This is a genomic window from Providencia manganoxydans (assembly GCF_016618195.1).
Lineage (GTDB): Bacteria > Pseudomonadota > Gammaproteobacteria > Enterobacterales > Enterobacteriaceae > Providencia > Providencia manganoxydans.
Map to the genome: position 1 here is coordinate 1,301,961 of NZ_CP067099.1, position 20,263 is coordinate 1,322,223.

16 protein-coding genes are annotated in these 20,263 nt (G+C 40.0%); 5 read left to right on the forward strand and 11 right to left on the reverse strand.

The window, feature by feature from the left end:
* Positions 1-49: 49 nt before the first annotated feature.
* The gene (gene eutH, locus JI723_RS05635; RefSeq protein WP_272580211.1) at positions 50-1,300 is read right to left on the reverse strand and encodes an ethanolamine utilization protein EutH; all 1,251 of its coding nucleotides are present in this window, start codon (positions 1,298-1,300) and stop codon (positions 50-52) included.
* 25 nt (positions 1,301-1,325) lie between these two features.
* A complete protein-coding gene (locus JI723_RS05640) occupies positions 1,326-2,765 on the reverse strand; it encodes an FGGY family carbohydrate kinase (RefSeq protein WP_272580210.1) in 1,440 nt (479 codons plus the stop codon).
* 399 nt (positions 2,766-3,164) lie between these two features.
* Between JI723_RS05640 and JI723_RS05645 the strand changes: the two genes are divergently transcribed.
* The 4 genes from JI723_RS05645 (at position 3,165) to JI723_RS05660 (ending at position 7,055) form a co-directional block, all read left to right on the forward strand.
* The gene (locus JI723_RS05645) at positions 3,165-4,565 is read left to right on the forward strand and encodes an NAD(P)/FAD-dependent oxidoreductase (RefSeq protein WP_272580209.1); all 1,401 of its coding nucleotides are present in this window, start codon (positions 3,165-3,167) and stop codon (positions 4,563-4,565) included.
* Complete coding sequence (locus JI723_RS05650; protein ID WP_272580208.1) at positions 4,562-5,791, forward strand: NAD(P)/FAD-dependent oxidoreductase; 1,230 nt, start codon at positions 4,562-4,564, stop codon at positions 5,789-5,791. The genes JI723_RS05645 and JI723_RS05650 overlap by 4 nt, the downstream gene beginning before the upstream one ends.
* Before the next feature lie 36 nt (positions 5,792-5,827).
* Entirely contained in the window at positions 5,828-6,604 is a 777-nt protein-coding gene (locus tag JI723_RS05655; protein ID WP_140181739.1) for a DeoR/GlpR family DNA-binding transcription regulator, read from the forward strand.
* 106 nt (positions 6,605-6,710) lie between these two features.
* Complete coding sequence (locus JI723_RS05660; protein WP_272580207.1) at positions 6,711-7,055, forward strand: DUF1937 family protein; 345 nt, start codon at positions 6,711-6,713, stop codon at positions 7,053-7,055.
* A gap of 176 nt (positions 7,056-7,231) precedes the next feature.
* Here JI723_RS05660 and ybaL read toward each other — a convergent pair whose 3' ends face one another.
* Positions 7,232-8,974 (reverse strand): YbaL family putative K(+) efflux transporter, encoded by a 1,743-nt coding sequence (ybaL, locus tag JI723_RS05665; RefSeq protein WP_272580206.1) that lies wholly within the window; start codon positions 8,972-8,974, stop codon positions 7,232-7,234.
* A 358-nt stretch (positions 8,975-9,332) separates the two neighbouring features.
* Entirely contained in the window at positions 9,333-10,556 is a 1,224-nt protein-coding gene (locus tag JI723_RS05670; RefSeq protein ID WP_337979836.1) for an MFS transporter, read from the reverse strand.
* 461 nt (positions 10,557-11,017) lie between these two features.
* Here JI723_RS05670 and ushA point away from each other — a divergent pair, with 461 nt between their 5' ends.
* A complete protein-coding gene (gene ushA / locus JI723_RS05675; RefSeq protein ID WP_272580204.1) occupies positions 11,018-12,685 on the forward strand; it encodes a bifunctional UDP-sugar hydrolase/5'-nucleotidase UshA in 1,668 nt (555 codons plus the stop codon).
* 299 nt (positions 12,686-12,984) lie between these two features.
* On the opposite strand, the gene JI723_RS05680 is transcribed toward ushA, so the two are convergent.
* From JI723_RS05680 to JI723_RS05710, 7 genes are all read right to left on the reverse strand, one after another.
* The gene (locus JI723_RS05680) at positions 12,985-14,130 is read right to left on the reverse strand and encodes an acyl-CoA dehydrogenase family protein (protein ID WP_272580203.1); all 1,146 of its coding nucleotides are present in this window, start codon (positions 14,128-14,130) and stop codon (positions 12,985-12,987) included.
* A complete protein-coding gene (locus JI723_RS05685) occupies positions 14,109-15,599 on the reverse strand; it encodes an amino acid adenylation domain-containing protein (protein WP_337979837.1) in 1,491 nt (496 codons plus the stop codon). The genes JI723_RS05680 and JI723_RS05685 overlap by 22 nt, the downstream gene beginning before the upstream one ends.
* 149 nt (positions 15,600-15,748) lie before the next feature.
* Positions 15,749-16,003: an acyl carrier protein gene (locus JI723_RS05690; RefSeq protein WP_337979838.1), complete on the reverse strand. Its 255-nt coding sequence runs from the start codon at positions 16,001-16,003 to the stop codon at positions 15,749-15,751.
* A gap of 37 nt (positions 16,004-16,040) precedes the next feature.
* Entirely contained in the window at positions 16,041-17,132 is a 1,092-nt protein-coding gene (locus JI723_RS05695) for a 3-oxoacyl-ACP synthase III family protein (protein ID WP_337979839.1), read from the reverse strand.
* Between the two features lie 381 nt (positions 17,133-17,513).
* A complete protein-coding gene (locus JI723_RS05700; RefSeq protein ID WP_319066307.1) occupies positions 17,514-18,599 on the reverse strand; it encodes a 3-oxoacyl-ACP synthase III family protein in 1,086 nt (361 codons plus the stop codon).
* A gap of 363 nt (positions 18,600-18,962) precedes the next feature.
* Complete coding sequence (ybaK, locus tag JI723_RS05705; protein ID WP_272580199.1) at positions 18,963-19,442, reverse strand: Cys-tRNA(Pro)/Cys-tRNA(Cys) deacylase YbaK; 480 nt, start codon at positions 19,440-19,442, stop codon at positions 18,963-18,965.
* An 18-nt stretch (positions 19,443-19,460) separates the two neighbouring features.
* Positions 19,461-20,261 carry a TraB/GumN family protein gene (locus JI723_RS05710; protein ID WP_272580198.1) on the reverse strand — a complete coding sequence of 267 codons (801 nt, stop codon included), beginning with the start codon at positions 20,259-20,261 and terminating at the stop codon, positions 19,461-19,463.
* Between the last annotated feature and the right edge of the window lie 2 nt (positions 20,262-20,263).

Genomic DNA, 20,263 nt, shown 5'->3' on the forward strand with positions numbered 1-20,263 from the left:
CATCAATAATTTTAATGTTGTGTTACCAACGTACTATTTATTAAAAAGATTACGCTTGTTTCGCAACGGCTATTGGCTGTTCCTGATGAGCATTCTCCAGTGCTTTTTCATCTTCGGCCTCATAACGCATCGCTTGTGGTACTGAAATTTTGATAGCGATGAAGACGGCTAGGAAACCGCCAACCAGTTTGCCCAGTAAAATTGGGATCACAAGATTTGGCTGGAAGTTTGCTGTGAATGCTAAGTGGTCACCAATGGTTGCTTGAGCACAAACACCAAATGCCACACACAGTACTTTATCTCTTGCACGCATATCTTTAAATAAATGATAGGTTGCGATGATATTTGCCATTACCATGATAAAACCTAACGACCCGCTTTCGGTTAACTTTAAACGACGACTAAGCGAACGAACTAAAGGTTTGCAGTAGCGCTGGAACAAGTAGCAAATAGGGAAAGTCCCTGCCAACATGATGCCAATATAGCCAGCGATCTCGATGGCTCGGAATAACTCATTTTGATCGGCAAATAGCGGATCGAAACCCCACACCCCAAACACTTTTGTGAATACGCCTGTAAAGTGTTCTACAATCGAGAATGCCAGTACTAGCTTGACGAAAGCATCCATGATCTTACCAAAAATCAAAAAGCCGGTAACCATCATCATAGGGCGATACTTCAAGCCAGCGGCAAGCAAGAAGCAGAACACAAACAGCGGCATTAAGTACTGTAGCATGGTCAGGAAATCAAGAGTCAAATGGTGTGCTGCTGGTGAATTAGTCGAGATAATATCTCTAACAGGGATATTATTGAAGGTGATCAATAATAACGATGCCAATACACCGAAAGGTATTGAAATCAGCCCTGCCATTGCGCCTAGTGCAAGGTATTTGTGATCTTTGCGGTTTAGCATAGTTAAACCAACAGGGATCAAATAGACAATAGTTGCTCCAGAGGTATAACCGATTAGCATCGCCGTGATCCACATATCGCGGTTAGTGGTCAATGCATCTGCTAGCTGGTATCCCCCCATGTCAACCGCAATAATGGATAATGCGGCAATGGAAACATCGGAGCCAACGGATGAGAATACTGGCCCAAGTATATAAGAGATAAGTTGAGAAAGCAGAGGTACAGCTGCCATTATCCCCGCTTGCGCTAAAAATACTGGGCCAATGGAGAAAATACCATTAACAAACTCTTTCCCTAAATCACTGGTAGGTCTAACAATTGAGGCGACGGCGCCGACAACAGCGCCCACCATAATCAAATAAATAATGTAATTACCGAATTCAGCCATAGTAGGGTTTCCTTTTATTATTTTATTAGTGTCTTAATTGGCGAGAACGGGCGATAATATCCCGATATTGCTCCATGACACCTTGCATGCAGGTGCCATCCGGTTGTGTCACGGTGGCATTACGTCTTACTGTCATCTCGTGTGAGATCCCCAACCCTTTACGGGCGAGCAGTGCGGCACCTAAAGCCGTAACTTCACGATTTGCTGGTGTTTCAATATTTTTTTGTAATAAATTAGCGAGAAATTGTTTGAAATATTGGTTGGACGATAACCCTCCATCAACTGAAATTGATTTTCCTAGTGGTGAAATTTTTTCCATTGCAAAAATGACTTCTGCGGAGCGTGCTGCAATGCCTTCTAATACGGATTGCATCATGTCTTTTTTATCGGTATCTAGGGATAGCCCAGCCCAAAGCCCTGCGGCGCTACGATCCCAATAGGGGCATCCTAATCCAGAAAGTGCGGGAACAAAGGCTAAACCGCGTTTGATGGCGGGTTCAGCTCTGAAATCGGCTAACTCATCAAATTGCTCAAATAAGCCAATTTTTTTAGCCCAGTTAATTGCAGAGGCTGCGTTGTAAACACCACCATCCAAGCCGAAAACGGGAGGTTCATCAGGGAATTTCCAACAAAGTGTTGGCAATAATCCGCTTTCATGAGTTTGAGGAATATCAGCCCCGGTTAGTGCTTGTAGAAAGGCACCAGTACCAAAGGTGATTTTTGCATCACCTTTATCACGACAGCCATGTCCGAATGTTCCTGCGAATTGGTCGACAATAATTGCCGTAACAGGCGTTAAATGGCCATCAAGATTAATCGCGCCAAAATCGCCAATATTGTCACGTAATGGTGGTAAACAATGGATTGGCACGCCAAATATTTCACACAGTTGTTCATCCCACTGTAATGTGTGGATATTCAATAATGAGGTTCGTGAAGCTGAATTATAATCGGTAACATAGACACCACATAGCCGATCTAAAAAGAAGGCATCCATAGTGCCAATACGTAACTTGTTTTTATCTGCTAATGTTTTGGCTCCGACAACATTATTAATAATCCATCCCATTTTGCTGGCAGAAAAATAAGGATCCAGTGGTAGCCCTGATTTAGCCTGCACAATAGGCCCCAAGCCGGCATCTTTAAGTTGCTGAATCGTTTTCTCTGTTCGCAAGTCTTGCCAAACAATGGCGTTATAGAGTGGGCGCTTGCTATCAGCATCCCAAGCAACAATGCTTTCACCTTGATGGCAAATACCAATCGCATCAACTACATCACAGCTATATAAGCACTTTAATATATTTGCCAGTATCTCTTCAGGATCATGTTCCACCCAGCCACTGTTCAGTGTGATCTGCTTATGAGGAATACTCATTGGGGAATGATAGTGGCCGCTTTCGTCGAAGACGACAACCCGGGTTCCCGTAGTTCCCTGATCGATTGCAGCGTAACGTTGATTGAGCATCGCATCGTTTCCTCATCTCTATACTCGTCATACTTCAAGTTGCAACTTTGTTGAATACGCTCATTCGCATCAGTCACGTTTCTAACGACTTATTCACTTGTCGCTTTGTTGAGTACGTTTACTCGAATGATAACCCTCTTTTAGCAACGGTCTGTATGTCTTGAATTCTGTTGAGCCTAAATGTTGTAAATTGGTCTGTTTTTTTGCTTACTATCGTTCAATCGGAAATAAAATCCACAAAAAACTCACATTATGTTTCACTGATGTGACAAATATCACAATAAAGCAACAATGTGGAATGGTTTTGGGTTTTGTTTGATGTTTGTGTTGTTTTTTGAGTTGTTATTGTGGTTATTGTGTGGTTTTATGTGTGCAAGTGTTAAGTAAAGGATCTCAGCCATGGATATTAATAATAAAAAAATTTGGGATGTCATTGTCATAGGCGGTGGTGTCATTGGCTGTGCGGTGACCCGTAAGTTTACATTGATGGGTGCTAAAACATTATTGCTTGAACGAGGCGGTGATATTTTGTCAGGTGCCAGTAAAGCGAATAGTGCGATATTACATACAGGTTTTGACGCCCCACCAGGGAGCCTTGAACTCGCTTGTATGCAAGAGGGATATCGGGAATTTAAACAAATTCAACATAAAATGAATTTACCTATATTGGAAACTGGCGCTCTAGTCGTTGCTTGGAATGATGAGCAACTTAGCAAACTGGAAGGCATAGTTGAACAAGCACACACCAACAATGTGATGGACGTGGCTTTGATTGATAAAGAAGAGCTTTATCGACGTGAACCTAAATTAGCCGAAGGGGCGTTAGCGGCGGTGATTGTTCCGGGGGAAGCGGTGATAGACCCATGGAGCACACCATTGGCTTATTTAACCCAAGCGGTAAAGCACGGAGCTGAGTATCAATTTCATTGTGAGGTAACTGCGGGCAGTTTGAATGGCGGTTTGTGGAAATTAACCACATCAAAAGGTGAGTTTTCTGCCCGATTGGTGATCAATTGTGCCGGTATTAATGGTGATATTGTTGAATCGATATGTCATCCATCGCCATTCCAAATAAAACCACGTAAAGGGCAATTCTTAGTTTATGACAAAGCCGCTGCGGCGGATATTAATGCCATTATCTTACCTGTGCCAACCGCGATAACCAAAGGCGTTTTGCTGTGCAAAACCATTTTTGGCAATTTATTACTAGGCCCTACCGCAGAAGAGCAGCAAGATCGTTGGAAAGCGGAAGTTAAACAGGAAGTGCTTGAAGATTTGATTTCTCAGGGAGCAAATATGTTGCCATCACTTCATAATTATAGTGTGACGGCAACCTATGCGGGTTTACGGCCTGCTACGCAAGAAAAACATTATCAAATCGCTGATTATCCTGATAAACAGTGGATATGTGCTGGTGGGATCCGTTCAACAGGGCTGACTTCAGCACTGGGGGTAGCAAGCCATCTCGCCTCACTGTATCAGCAAAATTTCGAACCGCTATTTGAATTGTCTCCACCCACTGAGCTCATTTGGCCGCAAATGCCAGTATTGTCTGATTATCATCAACGTGATTATCAATGCAAAAATAATGGTGGCATTGTATGCCATTGTGAACTCGTGACTCAACGAGAAATAGAAGCAACGTTTGATTCCGATATACCACCTGAATGTCTTGGTGCGCTTAGACGCAGAACCCGAGTCATGATGGGGCGTTGTAATGGTTTCTATTGCAGTAGTCAAGTGGCTGAAATTATTAATGGTCGTTTTGACAACAGCTTAGCCGTGGAGGCGGTAAAATGAATTTAAATTATGATGTCATTATTATCGGTTCCGGTCCTGCTGGCGTAGGTGCGGCGCTGTCATTGCGTCGTCGTGGGATCCACAATATTGCGATTTTAGAGCGTGAAGCCCACGCTGGCGGTGTTCCTCGTCACTGTCAACATCCTACTTTTGGCTTATTAGCGTTTAAACGACCCATGAAAGGTAACCAATTTGCTGAAAAAATTGTCAGCAACCTTGGTGATACGGCTATTTTTACCCGTAGCACGGTGATAGATATACTACCGCAAGGCGTGCTAAAGGTTTCAACGCCTGATGGTATTGTTGAAATGCGGGCGAAACGTATTTTAATTGCCACTGGTGTTCGTGAAACACCGCGCCATCCTCGATTAGTATCAGGGCTGCGCCCTCAAGGTGTATTAACTGCGGGGGCATTACAGCAATTTGTGTATCTCAAAGGGAAAAAGCCTTGCTTAAACCCAGTTATCGTGGGAAGTGAATTAGTCAGTTTTTCTGCCTTGTGGACGTTAAAGAATGCAGGGGTTAAAGCTCAGGCAATGATAGAAAGCGGTGAGCGAATATTAGCGTTTAAAGCTGCAACCTTATTTGCTAAAGCAATGGGCACACCTTTGTATCTTAATAGCAAGATCATTGAGATTGGTGGCTTAGAGCGTGTGGAATATGTGGTTATTGAGACCGCAGGTAAAACACAGAAAATAACCTGTGATGCTGTTATTTTTACTGGCAGTTTTGTCGGCGAAAATACCCTGATCCGTAAAAGTCACCTTGATTTTGATGCGAGTACAGGAAAACCAGTCACCGATCAATTTAGTCGTTGCTCTGACCCGAGTTACTATGCTGCGGGGAATATGCTGCATCCTGCCGATATGGGGGATCAGTGCTATCAAGAGGGCATATTAACGGGACAATATATTGCAGAAGATTTACTTGAAAACCATCATCAAGAGGTCGTTAGACATACACCACGGATCCCAGTGAAATTTGCTGAACCAATTCGATTTAGCGTACCTGCATGTATTGATTATACGAGCCAGAAAATTGAACTAGTTGATTTTAATATTAAAGTGAATTCAGCATTCACGGGAACTATTCAAGTGGTTGCGGGTAATACAGTTCTTTATAAGAAAAAAATTCGTTGCTTACCGACTCGTCGTATCCTATTGAAAGGTATTGATTTAACAAAAATTAAGCCTGATGCTACGGAAATTTGCATCAGTGTTGTATAGTGCTGTAAATGTTAAATAATTGAGAAGGGTAAAACTATGTCTGAGGGGCGTTCTTCTAAGGTACGGCACCAAACTATTATCGAGTTGCTTTCGACTCAAGGGCAGGTGTATGTACAGGATCTTGCTAAGCAATTTGATGTTGCGCAAGAGACTATCCGGCGAGACCTCAGTAAGTTGGAATCTCAAAAATTATTGAAAAAAGTCCATGGTGGTGCAGTTAATATTCAATCAAAATTTGAGCGTAATTTTTCTGAACGAGCCCAAGCTGCTGTGGATGAGAAAAAGGCGATAGCCGTGAAAGCGGCATCGTTGATCAAGCCAGGTGACACGTTATTTATCGATTTTGGCACCACAACATTTGAATTTAGCCAGAGGGTTAAATTGATTGATAATATAACAGTCATTACGAATTCGCCGTTATTAGCAAATACATTACAAGAGAACCCAACAATAGAAACCATTTTAATTGGTGGGCAATTTAATGCCGCTCTTAATGCTTGCTTAGGTGGGATCGCATTAAAAAATATTACTGAATTTTTTGCTGACTATGCTGTGATTGGGGCTGGTGCAATACATCATTTACATGGCGTGATGGATCAACATGTTGATGAAGCTGCCATTGCACAGAAAATGATGGAAAATAGCGACAAATTAATGGTATTGGCCGATTCGACTAAAACAAATAAGCATGCGATTAATGTTGTGACAGGGTGGGAAAATATTGATTATTTAATAACAACCTGTAAAGAATTTAAATTAACCGATAATAAAAAACGTTCTAAAACAAAGATTATTGTGGCAGAACTCACATAATAATTTGTACTAAAAAAATAATAAAAATCTTATTAAAGAATAATATTTTTTTATTCTTTATGGATTTTTTATCCAAAATTTAATTAACCAACACCAGGGGTTAACTATGAAACTGTACTTTATTGCGTGTCCTTACTCAGATCCAGACAGTAGTGTGGTTGAAATGCGTTTTCAAGAATGTACTAAAGTCGCTGCTGAACTGGCACTAAAAGGTATTGCAACTTATAGCCAAATTACGATGACGCATCCAATTAACAAGTATTTACTACAGCAAGGGAAAAAAGTTACTTGGTCAGAGATTGATATGGCCTTTCTTTCCCGTTGTGATGGCTTAATCGTCTTAACACTTGATGGTTGGGATAGAAGCAGTGGAGTTGCCGCAGAGATAGATTATTTTAAACAAAAAGGCATGCCAGTTTGGACTTATGAGGAGTTTTTACAACACTTTTAACGCAATAACAGGTGTTATCAGTATTAATAAGTTATAAATCGCCAAGAGATTTTTAATTAAAATAAATTAGGAAACCAACTCATTGATTTTCGGATGATAACACGGAGTGGGAAAAACATTGCTTGGTCAACAATTTTAAATAAGGGAAGCTAAAGCTTCCCTTATTCGTATTATCATTAATGAGAGGGTTTTAGGTACTGAGCAAGATCTTTTGCTTCAGCCTCTTTTGATGTTGGTTCATCATCAATAGAGCAACCATATTCAGTCACATCATTACACATAAAAGTTGCCATCGCTTTGGCAATTTCGTGTTCACCTATAATGATATGATCAGCGCCACGCTCTTTAATAAAGCTGACTTCATCATCATAGTGGGCACGCACAATCACAGAAATATCAGGATTGAGTTCTTTAGCGTGGGTGACAATTTCACCTGCCTCATAACCATTCGGGATCGTCAATAAGAGCGTTTTAGCACATTCAATACGTGCAAGACTGATAATATCTTTATTTGCACCATTGCCTAAAATAGCGCTAAAACCATTTTCTGCCAGCTCTTCAAACTTCGCTCGCGTATCTTCAACCACGACCAATGGAATATTACGGCGGCGCAGTTTATCCGCTAGCATTCCACCAACACGACCATAGCCAACGATAATTGCATGACCACAAATATCGACAGGGATTTGTGTCTCTTCTTCTAGTGTTTCTTCGAGTAGTTGCTCTTCGATAGTTTCGGTTTTTTCTAAGTACTTATCCAGTAAGCTAAATAATACCGGATTTAGCATAATCGAGACAATCGCACCAGCGAGCACAAGGTTTTGTGCCTCTTTATCCATGACACCGAGTGCCATGCCCATACCTGCTAAGATAAAGGCAAACTCACCGATCTGTGCAAGGCTGACGGATATAGTGAGTGCTGTTCGCCGCGAATGGCCAAACATACGGACTAATAATAATGCAGCCGCTGACTTACCAATAATAATAATTGCGAGAACTGCGATCACACCTAATGGATGCTCAAGCAATACCACAGGGTCGAACAGCATACCAACAGAAACAAAGAACAGAACTGCAAATGCATCTCTCAATGGTAACGTATCTTGTGCCGCACGATGGCTCAGCTCAGACTCATTGAGTACCATACCGGCAAAGAAAGCGCCTAGGGCAAAAGAGGCATCAAATAGGGCAACAGCTGCATAGGCGATCCCCAGTGCTAAAGCAAGCACCGCAAGAGTAAATAGTTCACGAGAACCAGTTGAAGCCGTACGTGATAAAATCCATGGAATAACACGACGACCAATCACTATCATAATGATAATAAAGGCAACAACTTTACCAATAGTCCAAGCAAGACCTAACAGTAATTCACTAAAGCTTGCTTGTTCAGAATTCATAATAGCAGCAGCAGCTGGTAATAGAACTAACGTCAGTACCATGGCTAAGTCTTCAACGATCAACCAACCGATAGCTATTTGCCCGCGCTGACTTTCAATAAGCTGCCGTTCTTCTAAGGCACGCAGTAATACAACGGTACTGGCGGTGGATAAACACAGACCAAAAACAATCCCTGAGAACGTTCCCCAACCAAATAGCGTAGAAAGGCCTAAACCTAAAAGTGTAGCAACGGCAATTTGTGCAATAGCCCCTGGAATCGCTATGGCTTTAACCGCTAACAAATCCTTTAACGAAAAGTGTAAACCAACACCAAACATTAGCAATATAACGCCAATTTCAGCTAATTCAGGAGCGAGAGTCGTATCGGCAACAAAACCCGGTGTAAAAGGACCGGCTAAAACACCAGCTGCAAGGTAGCCCACGAGAGGGGATATTTTTAATCGCTGAGCGATCATACCTAACAAATATGCAAGGGCGAGACCACCAACAATGGTTGTGATTAAGGGCGTAGAATGCTCCATTTAGTCTCCTCTAAAATTCCCATCATACTTCGAACCGTAGCGTTGTTGGTTTCGTTCATCCGCCCCAGTTACATATTTAGCTATGCAATTTAGGAATTAAGTCACTTTTCGACAGGCTACAATTCTAATTACTTTGGGATATTAATTTATATTGTGAATAGCAGAATTGCTATTTTAGCGTTATTTGAGAAAAATTTCCTTAAAAAATTTCAATGTTTTTCAAATAAAAGTGCTTTTTTAGTGCTAAATCGTTACAAAGATGTCATTTATGTGATTTTTTGTTGAGTTTTAAGTGGGATATAGATAGATGTGCCCATACTTATTTTTTGATAACTATGGGCAAAATAAAGAAAAATAACTATTTTTGTTCTAGATTTGGTAATAATACGGTAAAAATGCCAAGTAATGGCAAAAAAGCACAATATTGATAAACTTGTTCAATACTTGTCTTATCAGCAATTTGCCCTAGCACCGCCGCACCAACGCCTCCCATACCAAATGCTAATCCAAAAAACAGCCCTGAAACCATACCTGTTTTACCGGGGATCAGCTCCTGAGCATAGACTAAAATAGCCGAAAACGCGGATGCCAGTACCAACCCGATGATAACGGTTAAAATACTTGTCCAGAAAAGAGATGCATGTGGTAACAGCAAAGTGAAAGGCGCAACACCTAAGATAGAAAACCAAATAACGTATTTACGGCCAATCTTGTCGCCTACAGGGCCACCAATCATGGTGCCTGCTGCAACAGCGAATAAGAAGATAAATAAATGTATCTGTGCGTTTTGTACTGAAACGCCGAATTTATCAATTAAATAAAAAGTGTAATAGCTACTAATACTGGCTAAATAGAAGTATTTAGAAAACACCAAAATCAATAGTACCGTTAATGAGCCAATGACGACCTTACGAGGAATAACTTTAATTTCAATATGATGAGCAGGTTTTTTGCTTGCAGCACGGTGCTGTTGTTTGTACCAACGGCTTACTTGCAATAGAACAACAATCGCTAAAAGTGCTGCTAATGAGAACCAGCCCACATTACCTTTACCATAAGGTTCGATCACTAGTGCTGCTAATAATGGACCTAAAGAGGAACCTAAATTCCCTCCGACTTGGAAAAATGATTGAGCGAGACCATGACGCCCACCAGAGGCCATACGTGCAACTCGCGATGATTCGGGATGAAAGACCGAAGATCCTGTACCCACTAATGCTGCGGCTAACAAAATCACAGGGAAAGTTTCCGCCATGGCTAGCAGCAATAACCCCGTTAGGGTAAAGCCCATTCCGATTGGCAATGAGTATGGCTGTGGATGCTTATCAGTATAGTAGCCAATAATTGGTTGCAATAACGAAGCGGTGATTTGATAGGTTAGGGTGATCAACCCTATCTGTGCAAAACTTAGTGAAAAATCGGATTGCAATAATGGGTAGATAGCAAGTATCAGCGATTGGATCATATCATTGAGCAAATGAGAAAAGCTGATCGCACTCAGGATACTAAAAACCGTTTTTCCTGTTTTGCCTATAGGTTTAGATGGCGTGGTATTACCGGGGTTACTTGCTTGTTCACTCATAATGATTAACTTCTGGTTGTGGTTGCAGAATGGTGTTACATAATTGTTATCAATATAACCCATATATAATTTATTTGAATCAATAAATATCACGGGTAAAAAAATCACTAACTAGATTAATTTGATTGATGTCTCAATTTAATGAAACAAGGGGTGATTTATGCAGTCTGTAACCGACTATGGTCGCAATTTTATGCTATATACTCTAAATAATTCGAGATTCAGTTAGGTGATAAGTGAGCAAGTCACTAGGCGTATAGAAAATTATGTGACTGGTGTGAGTGAACGTAGTCAACAATGCTAAAACTTGAAATATGATGAGTATAAAACACCCTTTTAATCATCTACACATATCATACAAAATTCATCAGCTCTAAATAATTCTAGATGCAACAAGAACAGTTAATATCGACGCTGCAACTTGAACTATAACGAGTATAGTGTATAGCAGGGAGAAAAAGATGAAGTTAACCTTTAAAGCATCCGTATGTGCATTAACGGTATCTTTAGCCTTATTGCCAGCCGCATTGGCAAATGCTTGGGAAAAAGATAAAACCTATAATATTACGATTTTGCACACCAATGACCATCATGGCCATTTTTGGCATAACGATCATGGCGAATACGGTTTAGCGGCACAAAAAACGGTGGTTGATGAAATTCGTGATGAAGTGGCTAAACAAGGTGGCAGCCTTTTACTACTTTCTGGAGGTGATATTAATACGGGTGTTCCAGAGTCAGATTTACAAGATGCTGAGCCTGATTTTAAGGGCATGAATTTAGTGGGTTACGATGCGATGGCATTAGGTAACCATGAGTTTGACAATACACTTGATGTATTACGCACCCAAGAAAAATGGGCTAATTTCCCGTTCTTATCTGCGAATATATATCAAACCAGTACGGGTAAACGCCTATTTAAACCGTATCAAATTTTCGATAAGCAAGGGGTAAAAATTGCGGTATTAGGTCTAACGACGGATGACACTGCAAAATTAGGTAATCCTGCAAACTTCCCTGATGTTGAGTTTAGAACGCCAGCCCTCGAAGCCAAAAAAGTGGTTGAAGAGCTTCGTGAAACCGAGAAGCCAGACATTATTATCGCGGCAACCCACATGGGCCACTATGATGATGGCCAACACGGTTCAAATGCACCGGGTGATGTGGAAATGGCACGTAGTTTGCCTGAAGGTTACTTAGATATGATTGTTGGTGGACATTCACAAGACCCCGTTTGTATGTCCGCAGAGAATAAAAATTACAAACAGGTTGATTATGTACCGGGAACGCCTTGCGCCCCTGATAATCAAAATGGAACATGGATAGTACAAGCTCATGAATGGGGTAAATATGTTGGTCGAGCTGATTTTGAATTTAAAAATGGTAAGTTTACGCTGAAACATTATCAATTAATTCCCATTAATCTGAAGAAAAAAGTGACTAAAGATGATGGGACTAGCGAACGTGTTTATTACACTCAAGAAATTGCGCATAACCCAGAAATGATGAAGCTGTTGACACCTTATCAAGAAAAAGGTGGCGAACAATTGAATGTTAAAGTTGGGGCAGTTGATGGCAAACTTGAAGGTGACCGTAGTAAAGTTCGTTTTGTTCAGACCAATATGGGGCATCTACTGCTAGCGGCACAAAAAGAGCGAGCTGGAGCGGATTTTGCGATTATGAGTGGCGGCGGAGTGCGTGACTCAATCGAAAGCGGTGATATCACTTATAAAGATGTATTGAAAGTTCAACCCTTCACCAATGAATTAGTGTATGTGGACTTCAAAGGGAGTGAAGTATTACCTTATTTGCAGGCCGCTGCGAATATGAAACCGGATTCAGGGGCTTATGCTCAATTTTATAATGTTAGTCTGACATTAAACGCAGATGGTAGCATCAGCGATGTGAAAATTGATGGTAAACCTGTTGATCCACAAAAAACCTATCGTATGGCGACATTGAATTTCAATGCGATCGGTGGTGATGGATATCCGAAAATTGATAGTCATCCAAGCTATGTGAATACAGGCTTTGTCGATGCCGAGGTGCTGAAAGGCTATATTGAGAAGCACTCACCACTTAAAGCGGCTGATTACCAGCCAAAAGGTGAGATTGTTTATAAAAAATAGTTCTACTATTTTTTAAATCAAAGCCTTATCGTTATTTTGACGATAAGGCTTTCAAACATATACGACAAGTGACTTGTTGAAATAGGTGATAAAGCCTATAACCAAATGACGGTTTTTTATTGTCTAAACTCGTTATACTTCAAGTTGCAGGGTTGTTGGCTACACTCAGCGAGTCGAGTCACATATTTTATTTATGCTCCCTGCCTATCTTCACTTGTCGCCTACCTGCATCTCGAATTATTTAGAGTATATATGCTCTACTACTTAGTTATTACTTGGATGGCTAAGAACCCAATCCCCTACAACCCTAGTTCCATCGCAATAATATTTCGCTGAATATCCGATGTTCCCGAATAAATTAATGAAGCGATGGAGTCTCGAATGCCTCTTTCTGCCGGGCTATTAGCTAAATAACCTTGAGCGCCATAAAGCCGAAAAACATCAAGAGAAAACTTGGTATAGGTTTCAGAAACAAATAATTTAGCGCTGGCCGCTTCAAGAAATGCATTATGTCCCTCATCCTTGAGCCTAGCGACACGATAAATCATTTCTCTGGCCGCATCTAAGCTGACTTTCATATCAACAAGCCGATGTGAGACAGCCTGATTTTTACTGATAGCGTGAACAAATTGTTTTCGCGTTCGCGCATGCTGGATACCGTTTTCAAGCTGCCGTTGCATGGTTCCTAGTGCACTTGCGAGTAAGCAGCCACGTTCATTTTCCATGGCATTTTCAAAAATAGCCATACCTCTACCTATTTTGCCCAACACTGAACTAACAGGGATCCGACAATCTTTTAGGGTAATTTTGCCCATTTGTGCAGTGCGCATTCCCATTTTAGGTAATGGAGAGCTAATCTCTAGGCCGGGCGTGCTTGAGGGAACAAGAAATGCAGTAATACCAAGTGGATCTAAATTTGGATCTAGATTTGCGTAAATGACAAATAGATCCGCGATAGGGGCATTGGTGATATAGCATTTAGTCCCATTTAAAATGTAATGGCCATCTTGTTTAACAGCTTGAGTTTGCATTGAGAAAACATCTGAACCTGCTTGTTCTTCAGTCGAGGCATTAGCGCCAATCATTGAACCATCAAGTAGGCTAGGAAGAAATTGGGCTTGTTGCTCAGGGGTTCCATGTGCGATTAATGGCAGAACTACAGTCCATAGATGCGCATTGATAGAAAATAATAACCCATTGTCTTCACAGCCATAGCCTAAGCCTTCCATAACGGCAATCAGTTCAGTTCGAGTCGCACCTTTACCGCCAAATTTTTCAGGTATAGCGAGACGAAATAATCCGAATTCAGCGCATTTTATCCATCCTTCGTGGTCGAACATCGCTAAATGTTCAGTAAGTGCCAGATCTTTATATAAGTGTTTATGTGCAAATTGCCTTGCATGATGATTTAAATCTTGCAACTTCAGAGGTCGATCGTTGAGCATAATACCTCCAATTTTTTGTAATCAGTTTTTCCCGTAGATGTCCGTGGAATAGAGTTTAAATAATGAAAAAGGTCGGGCAACATATAGCGAGCAAGGTGATTGTGGCAGTATTGATGCAAATTTAGAGAAGAAACTTGAGCTGTTTTTGCAACGATAAAAGCATAAATACGGGTATTCGAGTGAATTGTCTGACTGACAACGGCACACTCCATTAAGTCTGGATGTGTTGTGAGTATTTTTTCTATTTCATCAAGTTCTATTCGGTAACCAAGACGTTTAATCATCCGGTCATTACGCCCAAGAAAAATAAACCCTTCTTTATCAGAGAAACGCACTCTATCCCCTGTGTTATACCAACGTTTACCCTCTAACCAAACTAACTTTGCAGCCATTTGTTCTGGTGAATTCCAATAATTATCGGTAACAGAAGGCCCTGTAATACACAGCAAACCAGTTTCGCCATGTGGAACAATACGATGTTCCTGCTCATCTATGATGATTGCTTCACAGTGTTTACATGGAAAACCTATGGGTAATGGATTGATACGACTTTCTGGAATATTTGATGGTACAGGATAAAAGGTACATACATTCGTTTCAGTGGGGCCATATAAGTTGTAATAACTCGGAGCAGGCCAATGATGCATCAGTAAACGTAACTTCGAGATAGGGAAAACCTCCCCAGCAAAAAGAACAAGGCGTAGTTTGTTTTGGGGAGGAGGTGTTGAAAGTCGCTGGAAGTGCTCCGCTAGCATGCCTAATATTGCTGGTGCAGAATACCAAACAGTAATTTCTCTGTTTGAAATAAATGCGGCTAAATGTCGAGGGCTTGCGGCAATGTCTGAATCAATAAGGTGTATACAGGCACCATGTTTTATGGCGACATAAATATCAAAAATAGATAAATCAAAATGAAATGGCGCGTGGCTAGAAACGTGATCGTGTTTGGTAATGGCAAATGTTGAAGATGCCCATTCAATAAAAGAAATGGCATTAGCATGTGTTATCTCTACGCCTTTTGGGACACCAGTAGAGCCCGAAGTATATAAAATATAAGCTAACCGATTTAATTCAGATGGATAGTGTGGATATGCGTCGATATCATCTTGTGTTGGATCTACTGTAGGATAATCTAATAGGTCATTGCTTTGGTTTATTCTTTTTTCTTGAATAATAATAATACGGGACTTAAATTGTGGCTCTGACGCTATCAGTGTTTTTGCTAGTTCGCTGGTTGTTAAAATAGCTTGTACTGAGCAGTTATTGAATATTGTTGCTGCTCGAGTTGTTATACTCTCCGCATCCACCGGAACATAGGCTGCCCCTAGACGAAGTACACCGAAAATACTCGCGAGTGTCAGTGATGTCTTGTGCATTAATATTCCAACACGATCGCCAGAAACAACATGGTGTTGATGAAGTGATGTAGCGATCCTATCGGCAGCATTAGAAAGCTCTTGATAGGTCAAAGAGAGTTCATTTGAATCGACAACCGCTAATGCATTAGGAAATTGCGCGACTGTATTATTTAAATAATAGATAATATCAGTCGGTTGTGAATTTATAAGCTGTTAGCCCATATTTTATCTCTCTAATAATTTATTTTCTATGTAATCAGTTATTTTGTTAATTGAAATAATTTATTTTCTATGTAATCAGTTATTTTGTTAATTGAAATAAAGTATTTTCGAGGATCACTAATACCAACATCGATATCAAAAGTATCTTCAATAAAAGCTTCGATGCGCACAATAGAAAGGGATGACAAGATACCTGACTCAATTAAATTAAAGTCATCAGATAATGTTTTATGACTTCCTTTAAGTATATCTTGGTGAATAAGAGTACGGACTTTGATTAAAATATCAGACATAAAATTATCCTTATAAATATATGTTATGAAAAAACGATTATTTATGGTTAATAACAGAAGCAGGGGCGGGAGGCGTACCTGTGATCACATTTGGCCAGCGGAATACGGCAGCAGAAGCTTCACTATGCGCGCCATAAGCATATAACATGATAATTTCACCGGGTTTTATGCGCTGTTGAACTACCGCGGTATACAGATTAAAAGGCATAACAACTGGACCCGTATAAGCTGTGCTAGGAAAAGTGTTGATGACCTTTTCTTTATCGATCCCTAATGCATTTGCGGAAAATTCAGCATGCCAAGCAGTCGGTGCATTCGCTGCTACACATTGAACGTCATCAACAGTGAGTTCCGCTTTACGCAATGCACCATCGACGGTATACCTAAGGTGAGACTCTGAAGTTTTACGTAGCATATGTGTGACAGAAGCATCTGCACGCACCCGTATACGTTGTTTAAGTGGGAAATGTTTATCTTCGACGGTATCTAAAAACCATGTCCCACAGGTGCTACCAAGATGTAAGCTGTCAGAGCCCAGTAGCCCAAAACCGTCTTCGACTGGCCCGACAATAAAAGCAGCAGAAGCATCACCATAAAAACGTAAGGCAATATCATCATCATCAATTGCACGTGAAAAAAAGGCAGTTGCAACAACGAGGACTCTATTTTTTTGTCCTGATTTCACTAAAGCACAAGCAGTTAATAAAGCCGCCATTGAACCTGCACAGGTAGCCTCGACATTAAAAGCACCACCTCTAATACTTAATTCGTTAGCAAGGTAACCTGCATCACCTATACCGACACGATCAGCAAACATTGTGGTTGCAATTAAACCATCTATTTCGCTGGCGGATATAGCCGCTGCTTGTAAAACATCAGTAGCCGCTTTCATTCCTAGGGATACAGAGCTTTCATTAGGATCAACAACCACTCTACGTTCGATACTGCCTAAAAAAGGATCTGCGAGATAAGGAGCCATTGCTTCATCATAAAATTGATAGCGTGAATTATGGCGATAAGCTAATTCATTGTTATCGTTATTTTGAATAGTTTCTTCATTCCACCATGAATTAGTTCGTAAACCTTCAGGTAAATGAACAGCAAGAGCTTGGATGCCTACTGATAACATAAACACTCCTTTAATAAATAATAACTATCTATAATATATAAGGTGAAATTAATATTTTTTTATGGGAAATAATTTCTTCTTAATTAGTTTTGAATTATATGATTAATTAAATATTGCAAATAAAAAAATAAATGTCCATATTGGTTGCTGTTTTAAAATGAATTAATCAAAGAGTTTATTTGTTAATGAATGTTTTATTTGTAGATAGGAAGCTTATTGTTGATAGGTATTTTATGTGCTTAAATATAATAACTTCATTAATATTGATGTGTTATTTTTATTATAAATAGATGAAGAAAGCGCTAGAGTGTCTAACGCTAATATTAATAAGATGGTAGGAATAAATAAAATATGAGTGAATGTTTATTGTAAATATCTCTATCAATTCTGATTAATTATTGTAGCGTCATCTGGAGGTGGGCCTAGGCTTATATTATTCCAACGAAAAATAGCTGCCGAAGCTTCTGTTTGTCCGCCATAGCCATACAGTAAAATAATTTCACCTGGTTTTATCATCTGCTGTGAAGCGGCAGTATAGAGGTTGAAAGGTACCGTGGATAATCCTGCATAAGCAATTTGAGGATAGGTATTAATCACACGAGTTTTATCTATGCCTAAAACGTTAGCCGAAAATTCAGCATGCCAAGCGGTGGTGGTACTTAATGCAACACAGTCAATTTCACCAATTGAAAGTTTTGCTTGGCATAAGGCTCCTTTTACCGTGTGTGTGAGATATTGTTCTGCTGTGGTGCGTATCACTTGTGCATATAAGCGTGAAGGACGCAACCTCATTCGTTGATTAATAGGTAACGACTGATCCTCTATTATATCTATAGACCAATTACCACTGGTTTGACCTAGATGTAAAGAATCAGAACCTAGCAGCCCAAAACCATTTTCGACGGTTCCGATGATAAAAGCCGTGGATAGGTCGCTGACAAAACGTAAAGCTTTATCGTCATCTATAATGCGAGAAAATAGTGTGGTTGTAACAACTAATACTTTACTTTTAATTCCTGATTTAACTAATCCACACGCGGTGAGTAATGCAGACATTGCGCCATTACACGATGCTTCAATGTTAAATGCTCCTCCTCCTATGCCAAGTTTTTCTGCTATTAGTGCGGCATCCCCAAAACCAAGCCGATCAGGATACATAGATACTGCGATTAAGCCATCAATCTCATTAGCGGATAGATTTGCAGCTTGTAGAGCCTTGGCTGCTGCCTTGACACCTAGTGATACAGATGTTTCATGATTATAAACAACTCTACGTTCAATACTGCCTAAAAAAGGGTCTGTGATATAAGGCTCCATCGCCTTATCATAAGCATAATGTTTTTTATTCGTTAATGTTGGGGGAGGAGTCATACCATAATAGGGAATTGGCTTATTATCCCACCATGAATTAGTTCGCAGTCCTTCAGGTAAATGGACGGCGAGTGCTGTAATTCCAACGGAATGCATATTTTCTCCATTAAATAAAAATAGTGATATTTGATAAAATATTATTCCTCTTTAAATCTAAGTTGGATTAAATTTATAACTTAATAAGAGGGTTGTTGGGCGGAAAATTCTTGTTTTATCTCTATAAATATGTTTTTTTTATTTTTTTATGCAAGTTATTTTGTAATATTCTATATGTTATTAATGGGATTTAAATAATCTTAGTATAACTTTATTATGGTTGTAATAAATAACTTAGGTTAACTTTAATCTTATTATTAATATAATTAAGTAGGTGAAATGACTTGCGCGATATTGCTTAACAAGTCATTTTTTAATAGTTGTCAAACTATGGTGATAGGCAGAATGATAGAAAATGAGCGCTTATCCCTCTTTTTTTATGTCAGCAAATTTAGCATTTAACACATTAGCTAAATCAGTCGGCGCTAATTCAATATCTAGCCCTCGTTTCCCACCTGAAATAAACATGGTTGCAAATTGCTGTGCTTGGCTATCAATCACTGTTGGTAGACGCTTTTTTTGACCTAATGGACTAATACCACCGATTAAATATCCTGTTACTTTTTGCGCGATTTGTGGATCTGCCATTTCAACTTTCTTAACGTTAAAGACTTTAGCCACTAATTTTAGATCCAACTGCCCTGAAACAGGGGTAACAGCAACAGCAAGGCTTTTTTGATCGCCATTTAGTGCCACAAGTAGCGTTTTGAATACTTGTTTAGCATCTAGACCTAATTTATTGACAGCCTCATCACCAAAATTGTGCTCGCTTGGATCATGATCATAAGGATGAAGAGTAAAGTTAATCTTTTGTTTTTCTAATAATTTAACTGCTGGAGTCATTGTTATACCTATTTGTATTCAATTGCGTAGATAATCGATTAAGCTACCATCACCAAATAAATGTAAAGCGCCAACTGCAACGACATAGTTGCCATCAGGCAATGCTTTTAACCTTGTGCTCCAGTCTTGATTACGTTGTGACATAAGTACCTGATAAACATCATCACTAAATGTTTTAGGTAATGTGATGTTGTTCTCAGGCTGATAATCAAGCCACCAGCTGATCATGGTTTGTAATGAACGGGCATTGGTACGCCAATGTTCTAGCGTATCTTGCAACAAAGGCAAGCCTTCTTGAGGCAGCTTTAACAGTAGCTCAATTTGGGAATCTGTACCTTCAAGCTCAATAATGTTTTTTTGCTGTGATTGTGCGTTACGTAATAGCTGATAATCAATACCATATTGTCCACGTAGGCCGAGTCCTTGAGCTTGCGTCGCTTGTAGGATCAACGCGATTTGCCATGAAGGTAACGTATCAAATTGTGCAGGATCTTGATGAATTTCTTGGCAGTAATGGGTGAATAGAGTGTATTCATCAGTAGTTAAGCGTTGCTGTACTGGCTCACGTAAGTCTTCGTCTTGTGTGAAGGGAGTACGTGTATCCGTAATATCGGCTTCAACAATCAATGCATCAGCGCAGTTTAGTTTATCCAAGAGGATTTCTGACAGCGGGAACATATTGTCCGTACCCATATGGATGCTACCAACAATATGTAATTTTAATTTTTTCGATAATCGTACGTCGATAGCGGGGTAAGGGTAGGCCGGCGCCGCTTCCATATGAAGCCAATTTTTTAAATTTTCTAGCAGCTTAACCATGG